The 12,086-nt window shown below is 69.4% G+C and carries 10 protein-coding genes; 9 read left to right on the top strand and 1 reads right to left on the bottom strand.

Annotated elements, in window-relative coordinates:
• The first annotated feature begins 5 nt into the window (after window positions 1-5).
• Genes dnaE through QM714_RS05750 form a run of 3 tightly spaced genes read left to right on the top strand, consistent with a single transcriptional unit; the run spans window position 6 to window position 5,863 of the window.
• Window positions 6-3,560 (top strand): DNA polymerase III subunit alpha, encoded by a 3,555-nt coding sequence (gene dnaE / locus QM714_RS05760; protein ID WP_415098455.1) that lies wholly within the window; start codon window positions 6-8, stop codon window positions 3,558-3,560.
• Window positions 3,561-3,598: 38 nt separating this feature from the next.
• On the top strand, window positions 3,599-4,102 hold the full coding sequence (locus QM714_RS05755; protein WP_415098453.1) for a hypothetical protein: 504 nt from the start codon (window positions 3,599-3,601) through the stop codon (window positions 4,100-4,102).
• Between the two features lie 39 nt (window positions 4,103-4,141).
• Window positions 4,142-5,863 (top strand): DUF3352 domain-containing protein, encoded by a 1,722-nt coding sequence (locus QM714_RS05750; protein ID WP_415098451.1) that lies wholly within the window; start codon window positions 4,142-4,144, stop codon window positions 5,861-5,863.
• A 110-nt stretch (window positions 5,864-5,973) separates the two neighbouring features.
• On the opposite strand, the gene QM714_RS05745 is transcribed toward QM714_RS05750, so the two are convergent.
• Window positions 5,974-6,639 carry an LON peptidase substrate-binding domain-containing protein gene (locus tag QM714_RS05745; protein ID WP_415098449.1) on the bottom strand — a complete coding sequence of 222 codons (666 nt, stop codon included), beginning with the start codon at window positions 6,637-6,639 and terminating at the stop codon, window positions 5,974-5,976.
• 107 nt (window positions 6,640-6,746) lie between these two features.
• On the opposite strand from QM714_RS05745, the gene hisD reads away from it, so the two are divergent.
• Genes hisD through hisF form a run of 6 tightly spaced genes read left to right on the top strand, consistent with a single transcriptional unit; the run spans window position 6,747 to window position 11,925 of the window.
• Window positions 6,747-8,045: a histidinol dehydrogenase gene (hisD, locus tag QM714_RS05740; RefSeq protein WP_415098447.1), complete on the top strand. Its 1,299-nt coding sequence runs from the start codon at window positions 6,747-6,749 to the stop codon at window positions 8,043-8,045.
• Entirely contained in the window at window positions 8,042-9,154 is a 1,113-nt protein-coding gene (locus QM714_RS05735) for a histidinol-phosphate transaminase (protein ID WP_415098445.1), read from the top strand. The genes hisD and QM714_RS05735 overlap by 4 nt, the downstream gene beginning before the upstream one ends.
• On the top strand, window positions 9,151-9,750 hold the full coding sequence (hisB, locus tag QM714_RS05730; RefSeq protein WP_415098443.1) for an imidazoleglycerol-phosphate dehydratase HisB: 600 nt from the start codon (window positions 9,151-9,153) through the stop codon (window positions 9,748-9,750). The genes QM714_RS05735 and hisB overlap by 4 nt, the downstream gene beginning before the upstream one ends.
• Before the next feature lie 11 nt (window positions 9,751-9,761).
• Complete coding sequence (hisH, locus tag QM714_RS05725) at window positions 9,762-10,412, top strand: imidazole glycerol phosphate synthase subunit HisH (RefSeq protein WP_415100993.1); 651 nt, start codon at window positions 9,762-9,764, stop codon at window positions 10,410-10,412.
• Window positions 10,412-11,167 carry a bifunctional 1-(5-phosphoribosyl)-5-((5-phosphoribosylamino)methylideneamino)imidazole-4-carboxamide isomerase/phosphoribosylanthranilate isomerase PriA gene (gene priA, locus QM714_RS05720; protein ID WP_415098441.1) on the top strand — a complete coding sequence of 252 codons (756 nt, stop codon included), beginning with the start codon at window positions 10,412-10,414 and terminating at the stop codon, window positions 11,165-11,167. The genes hisH and priA overlap by 1 nt, the downstream gene beginning before the upstream one ends.
• A complete protein-coding gene (gene hisF, locus QM714_RS05715) occupies window positions 11,164-11,925 on the top strand; it encodes an imidazole glycerol phosphate synthase subunit HisF (protein WP_415098439.1) in 762 nt (253 codons plus the stop codon). Before priA ends, hisF begins: the two co-directional genes overlap by 4 nt.
• Window positions 11,926-12,086: the final 161 nt, after the last annotated feature.

Here is a 12,086-nt window from a genome sequence, read left to right as displayed (position 1 = left end):
TGCAGATGTCGTCCGATGACTTCGTCCATCTGCACGTCCACACCGAGTACTCCATGCTTGACGGCGCCTCACTCTTGGACGGGCTCTTCCAGCGGGTGACCGAGCTGGGCATGTCCTCGATCGCGATGACCGACCACGGCAACCTGCACGGTGCCTACGACTTCTGGTCCAAGGCCCGTCGCCACGGGGTCAGGCCGATCATCGGCCTGGAGGCCTACATCACCCCGCAGACCCACCGCAGTGACCGGCGCCGGGTCCGCTGGGGCAGTGGCGACGCCGCCGAGGAGGGCGGCGACGATGTCGCCGGCGGTGGCGCCTACACCCACATGACGATCTGGGCCGAGACCACCGAGGGCATGCACAACCTGTTCCGGCTCTCGTCGCGGTCGAGCCTCGAGGGCCAGTACTACAAGCCTCGCGCCGACCGGGAGCTGCTCACCGAATACGCTCCCGGGCTGATCGCGACCACGGGCTGCCCCTCGGGTGAGGTGCAGACCCGGCTCCGCCTCGGACAGTACGACCAGGCCCGTCAGGCCGCGGCGGAGATGCGGGAGATCTTCGGCCCGGACAACTACTTCCTCGAGTTGATGGACCATGACATCGATGTCGAGAAGCGGGTGCGAGACGACCTGCTTCGGCTGGGCCGCGATCTGGGTCTGCCTCCCATTGCGACCAACGACTCCCACTACAACAACCCCGGCGACGCCGATGCCCACGACGCGTTGATCTGTGTGGCCTCGGGGAAGCGGCTCTCCGACACCAAGCGACTGAAGTTCGACGGTGGCGGCTACTACATCAAGTCTGCGGCCGAGATGCGGGGGTTGTGGGCCGACCGGCACGGCATGCCCGAGGCGTGCGACAACACCCTCCTGGTCGCCGAGCGCTGCCACGTCGAGTTCACCGAGTCGACCGGCGGCTACATGGCCCGCGCCGACGTGCCCTCGGGGGAGACCGAGGATTCCTGGTTCCGCAAGGAGGTCTGGCGCGGCATCGAGCAGCGCTACCCCGGTGATCGACTCACCGCCGAGGTGCGGGCCCGGGTCGACATGGAGCTCGAGGTCGTCGCCAGCAAGGGCTACTGCGGCTACTACCTGGTGGTCGCCGACTTCATCGGCTGGGCGAAGGCCAACGGCATCCGGGTCGGGCCGGGGCGTGGGTCGGGTGCGGGCTCCATTGCGGCGTACGCCTTGCGCATCACCGACCTCTGCCCCCTCGAGCACGGCCTGATCTTCGAGCGCTTCCTCAACCCCGAGCGACCCTCGATGCCTGACTTCGACCTCGACTTCGACGAGCGTCGGCGTGGTGAGGTGATCCGCTACGTCACCGAGAAGTACGGCAGCGACCGGGTCGCCCAGATCGCGACCTTCGGCCGGCTCAAGGCGAAGGCGGCCATCAAGGACGCCGCCCGGGTGCTCGACCTCAGCTTCGCCGAGAGCGACCAGATCACCAAGGCGCTGCCGGCGGACGTGATGGGCAAGGGCGTGCCTCTGCCCGAGCTGTTCAACCCGGAGCACAAGCGCTACGGCGAGGGCGGCGAGTTCCGTGCGCTGCACGATCGTGACCCGATGGTCCGCAAGGTCTACGACACCGCCTGCGGTCTGGAGGGCCAGATCCGCCAGTGGGGCGTGCACGCCGCGGGCGTGATCATGTCGAGCAAGCCGTTGGTCGACATCGTCCCGATCATGCGCCGTGAGCAGGACGGCGCCATCATCACCCAGTTCGACTACCCGATGTGCGAGGCGCTCGGGCTGGTCAAGATGGACTTCCTCGGTCTGCGCAACCTCACCGTCCTCGACGACACCCTGGCCAACATCGCTGCCAACCGTGGCGAGGAGGTCGTCCTCGAGGAGCTGCCCTTCGACGACCCGGCCACCTATGAGCTGCTGTCGCGTGGCGACACGCTGGGTGTCTTCCAGTTGGACGGCGGGCCGATGCGGGCGCTGCTGCGCAGCATGCGCCCCGACACCTTCGAGGACATCTCCGCGGTCGGTGCCCTCTATCGTCCCGGTCCGATGGGTGCGGACTCCCACAACAAGTACGCCCGCCGCAAGAACGGCCGAGAGCCGATCGAGGCGATCCACCCCGAGCTCGCCGAGGCACTCGAGCCGGTGCTCGGGGAGACCTACGGCCTGATCGTCTATCAGGAGCAGGTGATGGCGATCGCCCAGGTCCTGGCGGGCTTCACGCTCGGACAAGCAGACAATCTGCGCCGGGCGATGGGCAAGAAGAAGAAGGAGGAGCTCGACAAGCAGTACTCCGGCTTCCAGGCCGGGATGCTCGAGCGCGGCTTCTCGCAGCGCGCCATCGACACGCTCTGGGAGATCCTGGTCCCGTTCTCCGACTACGCCTTCAACAAGGCCCACTCGGCGGCGTACGGCGTGGTGTCCTACTGGACCGCCTACCTCAAGGCCAACTACCCCGCCGAGTACATGGCCGCCCTGCTCACCTCGGTCAAGGACGACAAGGACAAGTCGGCGATCTACCTCAACGAGTGCCGTCGGATGAAGATCCATGTGCTCCCGCCCGACGTCAACGAGTCGGCGGCCACTTTCACCCCGGTCGGCCACGACATCCGGTTCGGCCTCACCGCCGTCCGCAACGTCGGCGCCAACGTGGTCGGCGAGGTCGTCCGTGCCCGCCAGGAGCACGGTCGATTCGTCGACTTCAACGACTTCCTGCAAAAGGTGCCCGCCTTGGTCTGCAACAAGCGGGTGATCGAGTCGCTGATCAAGGCCGGTGCGTTCGACGAGATGAAGCACCGGCGTCGTGCCTTGATCGCCATCCACGAGACGGCCGTCGATCAATACGTCGACATCAAGCGCAACGAGGCGATCGGACAGGACTCGCTGTTCGCCGGCCTCGACGACCTGGACGGCGACGGCGTGTTCGGGGTGACGGTGGCGATCCCCGACCTGGATGAGTGGGACAAGATGACCCTGCTGGGTCACGAGCGGGACATGCTCGGCCTCTACGTCTCCGACCACCCGCTGCTCGGGCTTGAGCATGTGCTGTCCGCCGGCACCGACTGCACGATCGGCCAGTTGATGCTGGACGAGGAGCGTGCAGACGGCTCGATGGTCACGGTCAGCGGCCTGGTCACCTCGGTGCAACGCAAGATCACCAAGCGCGGCGACACCTGGGCGATGATCTCGTTGGAGGACCTGGACGGCGGCATCGAGGTGTTGCTGTTCCCCAGTGCCTACCAGCTCGCCTCGACCTACCTCACCGAGGACGCCATCATCACCGTGCGCGGCCGGCTCTCGCGCAGCAAGGACCAGCCGGAGTTGCATGCTCAGGAGGTGACGGTCCCCGACCTGAGCGACGGTCCGAGTGGTCCGGTCGAGATCAGCCTCCCCTCGACGCGCTGCACGGGACCTGTGGTGGAGCAGCTCCGCGAGGTGCTGCGCACTCATCCTGGGGTGACGGAGGTGCGATTGCGTCTGCTTGCCCGTAGCGCCACTACGGTGATGCGTCTTGACGATCGACTCCGAGTGACACCCGGGCCGGCGCTCTACGCAGACCTCAAACAGCTGCTGGGGCCAGGGTGCCTGGCCGGCTGACCTCCCGTCCGCTCCGGATCCTCGTCCTGTTCGCGTTCGTGCTGGCCGTGTCCGCACTGGCTGGTGTGATCGGTGGGTGGCTGTGGGAACGGGCTTGGACGGCACCGACTGGCGTTGCCTACCAACACCAGTTCGTGCTGGTCGGCAGCGGCCCGGGCGACGACTTCTCCGGCACCGGCGTCTATGCATTGCTGGGTATTCCGATCGGACTCCTCCTCGGCCTGGCCGTGGCGCTGATCGTGCGGGGGCACGAGTGGGCGACCCTGACGGCTCTGGTGATCGGTTCGTTGCTCGCGGCATGGCTGATGGCGTCCGTCGGGCACCGGCTCGGGCCGCCCGATCCGCAGCTCCTCGCTGCCCGTGCCGACGACTTGACGAAGCTAACTCAGCAGCTCCGGGTCAACGGTTCGAGCGCTTATCTCGCCCTGCCAGCCGGAGGCCTGGCAGGCCTCTGCGCGGGCTATCTGTTGCTCTTTGCTTTCCAGCGGTTACGCGAGGCGTCGGGTCCCTCCACTAGGCTGGGCGACGAGACGATGCAGTGAGGGCTCATCGGGAGCCCTCCCGCGCGATGGGGGAGTTCTATGTCGACACCAAACCCGGGTGAGGGTCAACCGCAGGGCGGTCAGCCGCCCCTGCCTCCTGAGCCGGGTGCCCCGCAGCCCGAGTACCTCTCCTTTGGCGAGGGCCAGCCGTTGCTGCCGGCGACGAAGCCTGCGGGTGGCCGTGGCCGACGGATCGGACTGATCGGTGGTGCGGTGGTCGGCCTTGGCGCCCTCGCAGCGGCCGGCACCTGGGCGTTCGTCGCCTTGTCCGGCGGTGGCGCGCAGCCGGCAGCCGTCCTGCCGTCTTCCGCCGTGGCCTACGCCAGCATCGACCTGGACCCCTCGGCCGGCCAGAAGATCGAGGCGCTGAAGACGCTGAAGAAGTTCCCCGCGCTCGACGACGCCTTGAACCTCGACGCCGACGACGATCTGCGCCGCGCCTTCTTCGACCGGATGCAGGACGAGGGTGCCTGCGACAACCTGGACTACGACAAGGACATCGAGCCTTGGCTGGGAGACCGTGCTGCCGTGGCCGTCGTCGACGACTCCGGCGACCCGGCTCCGGTTCTGGTCGTGCAGGTGAGCGACGAGAAGGCCGCCGAGGAGGGGCTGACCAGCATCGCCCACTGTGCGGCCAGCGGCAACGCCGACGATGCCGGTGACGTCGCCGCCGAGGTCGGTTGGAAGATCTCGGATGGCTGGGCGATCATCGCGGAGAGCGACGAGACGGCCGCAGATGTCGTCGCGGACGCCGCGAAGGCTTCGCTGGTCGACGACGAGACCTACGCCAACTGGGTCGACCGACTCGGCAACCCGGGCGTCGTGAATCTCTACCTCGCCCCCTCCGCCGGCAAGATGCTTGCCGACCACCTCGATGACCTGACCGGACTGGGCTCCGGGCTGTCGCCGATGGACCTGGGCGTGGAGTCCTCGGGCAACGAGCCCGCGGCCTATCACACCGACTCCGCAACAGACGACGAGCTCGGCGAGGCGCGCGCGATGCTCAAGGACTTCGCCGGGATGGCCGCCACCGTCCGGTTCAAGGACGGCGGCCTCGAGTTCGAGGCCGTCAGCGACGCCAAGCAGACCGACGGCATCTACGGCACCGACGGCGTGGACGTCATCTCGACCCTGCCCGAGGACACCGCTGCTGCGGTCGGGATGCGGTTCGCCGACGGGTGGGTCGGGACTCTGCTCGACCAGGTCAAGACCACCGAGCCCGGGGTCGACGACATGATCAGTGAGATCGAGTCCGGGTGGGGGCTGCAGATCCCCGAGGACATCGAGACGCTGTTCGGCGACTCCGCTGTGCTGGCCCTGGGCAGCGACTTCGACGTGAACACACTGCAGCAGAGCACGGACGGCAGCGGCGTGCCGATCGGGATCAAGATCCACGGCGACACCGACGGGATCGAGTCGGTGCTGGACAAGTTGCGCGGGAACCTGCCGCCCGACATGCCCGTGCTGGATAGCGAGGTCTCCGGCGACATGGTGGCGGTCGGCCCGGACGACGACTACCGAAGCGAGCTGGTCGGTGACGGCGGCCTCGGCAAGAGCGCTACGTTCCGCGACGTGGTTCCTCAGGCCGAGGACGCGGTGGCAGTCTTCTACGTCAACTTCGACGCCAACGACTGGTTGACCAACCTCGCCGAGTCCGACGCCGAGGCGCAGGAGAACCTCGAGCCACTCGCCGGCCTGGGTCTGTCCTCCTGGGTCGACGGCGACACCACCCACGCGCTGTTCCGACTGACGACCAACTGACCCTCTGCCGCGGTGTTTGTGCGTCTCCTGCGGTCCTGTGGCGGCGAAGTGCCCCGTATGCCCGGCCCGGACCCACGACAGCACCGCGGCAGACAGGCACACGGCCCACGTTAGTTGGGAGACCAGCGGGTGCGGGCGACCTCGGTGGCGGGCAGGGACGGCAACACTCGCATTGCGCGCACCTCGCCACGCAACAGATCCGTGACCAGGGCGAGCCGCTCGGTGGCGCTGTCGGCCTCGAGCAAGGATTGCCGGTCCGGCAACGGGAGTGGTGCGGCTGCCGCGAGTGTCCAGGAGAGGTACGTCGGGTCGCGCGGCAGCGAGCCTTCGAACGGGTCCTCGGCGATCTCGGAGATGGTGCGGCGGTAGGCGTCGAAAGCGGTCAGAGCAGCCTCGACCTGGGTCGCGTCCACGTCCTCGTCCTCGGTCGGCAGGTCGACCACCTCGCCGACCGGGAAGTCCCCGTCGCCGTCGAGCCGGTCCAGGCGGATCCGGTCGCGGGCCACGACCTCGATGGTGAAAGTCCCATCGTCGTCCGCCTCGACCTCGACCAGCTGCAGCAGGCAGCCGACGCGGTAGAGCGACTGGGCGCCGTGGTCGCCGACCTCGTAGCCCTCGCGGATCGCCACCGTGCCGAAGAGGCGCCGGCTCGGGTCGGTCTGCTCCAAGAGAGACTGCACCAGGGCGCGGTAGCGCGGCTCGAAGACATGCAGCGGGAGCACGGCCCCGGGGAACAAGACGGTGTTCAGCGGGAACATCGGCAGCCGCGTGGTCACACCCTCGACACTAGCGACCAAGGACCGCTAGCCGGGCTCCAGGCCCAGGCATCCCACGCCACGTCCACGTGCTCGGCGTGGGCTCCCCGGCTTCTAGACTTGCGGCCATGATCCGTCGTATCGACCTCCGTGGCGCGACCGGGCCCGTCGACACCCGGTTCGTCGTGCCGCGGGCCGATCTCGACGTGGAGGCGGCGACCCATCAGGTGCAGCCGATCTGCGAGGCGGTGCGCGATCGTGGCGTCGAGGCGGTCGAGGAGTTCTCGGCCCGCTTCGACGGAGTCGTCCCGGAGCAGTTGCGGGTGCCGGTGGAGGCGCTGCGCCGGGCGTTGGACCAGCTCGACGCCGGTGTGCGGGCCGGGCTGGAGGAGTCGATCCGGCGCCTGCGGGCCACCTGCGCGGCCGAGCTCGAGGCGGATGTCACCACGACCCTTGCCGACGGCGCCACCGTGAGCCATCGCCTGGTCCCGGTGGACCGGGTCGGGCTCTACGTCCCGGGCGGTCTGGCGCCGCTCGTGTCCAGCGTGGTGATGAATGTGGTGCCCGCGCAGGTGGCCGGGGTCGGCTCGATCGCGCTGGCGAGCTCGCCCCAGAAGGCGCGCGGTGGCCTGCCCGAGCCGACCATCCTGGCGGCCTGTGCCCTGCTCGGGGTCGAGGAGGTGTACGCCGTCGGCGGTGCCCAGGCGATCGCGATGTTCGCCTACGGAGCGGGGGAGTGTCGGCCGGTCGACCTGGTCACTGGGCCGGGCAACATCTACGTGGTGGCGGCCAAGCGGCTGCTTCGAGGAGTGGTGGGGATCGACTCCGAGGCCGGGCCTACCGAGATCGCGATCCTTGCCGACGACACCGCCGATCCGGCGTATGTCGCCGCGGACCTGATCAGCCAAGCCGAGCACGACCCGATGGCGGCCTCGGTGCTGGTCACCACGAGCGACCGTCTCGCCGACCAGGTCGAGACCGAGCTGGAGGAGCAGGTCGCCGCCACCAAGCACACCGAGCGGATCCGCACCGCCCTGGGCGGCCGGCAGTCGGCGATCGTCCTGGTTGACGACGTCGGCCAAGGCCTCGACGTCGTCAACGGGTACGCCGCCGAGCACCTGGAGATCCACACCGCCGGCGCGTCGGCCGTGGCGGCGCGGGTGCGCAACGCCGGCGCGGTCTTCGTCGGACCATATGCCCCGGTCTCGCTCGGCGACTACGCCGCGGGCTCGAACCACGTCCTGCCCACGGCCGGGTGCGCCTGCCACTCCTCGGGGTTGTCGGTGCGGTCCTTCCGCAAGGCCATGCACGTCGTCGACTACACCCGAGAGGCACTGACCGAGGTTGCCGAGCACGTGATGACCCTGGCCGATGCCGAGGATCTCCCGGGCCACGGGGCCGCCGTCCGGATCCGGCTCGACCGATGATCTTCCCGCCGCTGCGGGAGGAGCTTCGCGGCATCGAGCCGTACGGCGCCCCGCAGCTCGACGTGCCCGTCCAGCTCAACGTCAACGAGAACCCCTATCCGCCCTCGTCAGCGTGCGCCGCCGATATCGCCGCGGCCGCGGGACGGGCCGCGGCCGGGCTGAATCGCTATCCGGATCGAGAGTTCGTGGCTCTCCGAGAGGGGCTGGCCGGCTATCTCGGCAAGGACGCAGGTCGAGAGATCGCTCCGGCGCAGGTGTGGGCCGCCAACGGCTCGAACGAGGTGATGCTCCATCTGTTGCAGGCATTCGGTGGTCCGGGCCGGACGGCGGTCTCCTTCGCGCCGACGTACTCCATGTATCCCGAGTACGCCCGCGACACCCACACGGCCTGGTTGACGGGTCGGCGCGAGGAGGACTTCGGCCTCGACCTGGACCACGCCTTCGAGCTGATCGCGCGGGAGCGGCCGAGCGTGGTGATCTTGCCGTCACCGAACAACCCGACCGGCACGGCGTTGCCGACGGAGGCCATCGTCGTGATCGCGGAGGCGCTCGGCGACGAGGGCCTGCTGATTGTCGACGAGGCCTACGCCGAGTTCCGTCGCAGCGGAACGCCGAGCGCGCTGGAGCTGCTGCCGAGCCATCGCAACCTGGTAGTGACCCGGACGATGAGCAAGGCCTTCGCGGCCGCCGGCGTCCGGCTGGGCTATCTGGCCGCGGATCCGGCGATCTGTGACGCGCTCCGGGTGGTTCGGCTGCCCTACCATCTCTCGGCGGTCACCCAGGCGGTCGCGCTCACCGCGCTGGCCCATGCCGACGAGCTGCTCGCCAACGTCGACCGGCTTCGGGACGAACGGGACGACCTGGTGGCCTGGTTGCGCGGGGCTGGCTTCGCGGTGGCCGACAGCGACGCGAACTTCGTGCTGTTCGGAACCTTCGTCGATCGGCACGCGATCTGGCAGGGTCTGCTCGACCGCGGCGTGCTGATCCGCGAGACCGGCCCGGACGGTTGGCTGCGGGTCTCGGTCGGGACACCCGAAGAGATGGCAGCATTCAGGCAGGCACTCACCGACGTGACCGCGTCGGTGCCGCACGAGAAGGGGCAACGATGAGCCGCAGCGCGATCTGTGACCGGGAGACCCGGGAGTCCAAGGTCCACGTCGAGGTCGACCTGGACGGGACCGGCCGGGCCGAGGTGTCCACCGGCGTCGGGTTCTACGACCACATGCTCACCGCGTTCGCACGCCACTCTCTGGTCGACCTGACCGTCGAGACGGTGGGTGACACCCACATCGACGCCCACCACACCGTCGAGGACACCGCCATCGTCCTGGGCCAGGCGCTCCGCGAGGCGCTGGGCGACAAGAGCGGCATCCGACGGTTCGGTGACGCGCTGGTGCCCCTCGACGAGGCGCTGGTGCAGTGTGCGGTCGACGTGTCCGGGCGACCCTACTGCGTGCACGTGGGCGAGCCCGAGGGGCAGGAGTACGTCGTGGTCGGCGGCGACTACGCCGGCTCGTTGACCCGGCACGTCTTCGAGACGCTGGCCTTCCACGCCCACCTTGCCGTGCACATCCGGGTGCTGTCCGGTCGTGATCCGCACCACGTCGTGGAGACGCAGTTCAAGGCCTTCGCCCGCGCCTTCCGTGACGCCGTGGCGATCGACCCGCGGGAGACCGGTGTGCCCTCGACCAAGGGGGCGCTCTGAGCGGCCGGCAGATCGCTGTCCTCGACTACGGCTCCGGCAACCTCCGCTCCGCCATCCGCGCGCTGCAGCGCGCTGCGGAGGGTCGTGCCGAGGTGGTGCTGACTGCCGATCGGGACACCGTCGAAGACTCCGACGCGTTGGTCGTGCCGGGCGTCGGAGCGTTCGCGGCCTGCATGGCTGGCCTGCGTCAGGTCCACGGACCCGAGCTGATCGGCCGGTTCCTGGCCGGTGGGCGGCCGGTGCTGGGGATCTGTGTGGGCATGCAGATCCTCTTCGAGCGCGGAGTGGAGCACGGGGTGGAGACCGCCGGCTGCGCGGAGTGGCCGGGAGTGGTCGAGCGGCTGCGCGCCCCTGTCGTCCCGCACATGGGCTGGAACACCGTCGCCGTTCCCTCGGGCTCGCGGCTCTTCGCGGGGATCGAGGACCAGCGCTTCTACTTCGTGCACTCCTACGGCGTCCGCGACTGGACCTTGGTGACCAACGACCGCACCCGCGCCCCACTGGTCACCTGGGCCGAGCACGGCGGGGATCGGTTCGTCGCGGCGGTCGAGAACGGCCCGTTAACGGCCACCCAGTTCCACCCCGAGAAGTCCGGTGACGCCGGCGCCGCGCTGCTCCGCAACTGGGTCGAGACCGTGATCGCACCGACGAGAGGCCGCTGATGACCGCACGTGTGACGCCGTACCTCGAGCTGCTGCCAGCCGTCGACATCGCCGACGGCCAGGCCGTCCAGCTGGTCCAGGGCGTGGCCGGCTCGGAGAAGCGCTTCGGCGACCCGGTCGAGGCTGCGCTGCGCTGGCAGGAGGCCGGCGCCGAGTGGATCCACCTGGTCGACCTCGACGCCGCCTTCGGCCGCGGACACAACCGCGAGCTGCAAGCCCGGATCGTCGGCACGCTGGACATCGACGTCGAGATGAGCGGCGGCATCCGCGACGACGAGTCGCTGCACGCCGCGATGGCCACGGGCTGCCGCCGCGTCAACATCGGCACCGCCGCCCTTGAGCAGCCGGAGTGGTGTGCCGCGGCCATCGCCGAATACGGCGACCGGGTGGCGGTCGGCCTCGACGTCCGTGGCCGGACCCTCGCCGCGCGCGGCTGGACCCGCGAGGGCGGCGACCTGTTCGAGGTGCTGGCCCGCCTCGACGGTGAGGGCTGCGCCCGCTACGTGGTCACCGATGTCAACAAGGACGGCATGCTGCAAGGTCCCAACCTCGACCTGCTCTCCTCGGTGTGCGCCGCCACCGACCGGCCAGTGGTCGCCTCGGGCGGGATCACCGAGCTGGCCGACCTGGCCGCGTTGCAGGCACTCGTCTCAGACGGTGTCGAGGGCGCCATCATCGGGACTGCCCTCTACGAGGGGCGCTTCACGCTCGCCGAGGCGCTCGCACTGACCCTGCCTGCGGAGCGCGCCCGGTGAGCCTCGCCGTGCGGGTCATCCCATGCCTGGACGTCGACGGCGGTCGGGTGGTCAAGGGCGTCAACTTCAAGCAGCTGCGTGATGCCGGCGACCCCGTCGAGCTGGCCCGGGCCTACGACGCCGAGGGCGCCGACGAGCTGACCTTCTTAGACATCTCCGCCTCCCACGAGGGTCGGGCCACCACGATGGAGATCGTGTCGCGCACCGCCGAGGAGGTCTTCATCCCGCTCACCGTCGGTGGCGGTGTCTCCTCGGTCGATGACGTCGACCGACTGCTGCGGGCGGGTGCGGACAAGGTGGCGATCAACACGGCCGCCATCCATCGGCCGGCCCTGGTCGCCGAGATCGCCGACCGGTTCGGCAACCAGGTCTTGGTGCTGTCGGTGGACGCGCGCCGTGCGGCCGGCACCGACTCGGGCTTCGAGGTGACCACCCACGGGGGGCGCAAGTCCGCCGGTCTCGACGCGCTGGCGTGGGCCGCGGAGGCATGCCGGCTGGGGGCGGGGGAGATCCTGCTCAACGCGATGGACGCCGACGGCACTCAAGGCGGCTTCGATCTGGAGCTGATCCGGGCGGTCCGCCGCGAGGTGACCGTGCCTGTGATCGCCTCCGGCGGCGCGGGGGCCGCCGACCACTTCCCACCCGCCGTCGACGCCGGTGCGGACGCCGTCCTCGCCGCCAGCATCTTCCACTTCGGCACCGTGCGGATCGCCGAGGTCAAGGCGGCCCTCGCTGCGGCCGGGCACCCCGTGCGCTGACTCTGCGCTCGCCGACCCTTCCCCGACCCTTCGCCATCTGAGTCGCGGTGTTACTGCGTCTGCCGCGGTTCTATGGTGGCAAAGTGGCCCGTATACCGGGTCCCCAGCCACCACAGCACCGCGGCAGATGGGTCCGGGTGACTATCACACCGCGTCGAAGA

This window comes from Nocardioides sp. (assembly GCF_047602075.1).
In the GTDB taxonomy this organism is placed as follows: Bacteria; Actinomycetota; Actinomycetes; order Propionibacteriales; family Nocardioidaceae; genus Nocardioides.
This window is presented reverse-complemented; position numbering and strand designations above follow the sequence as displayed.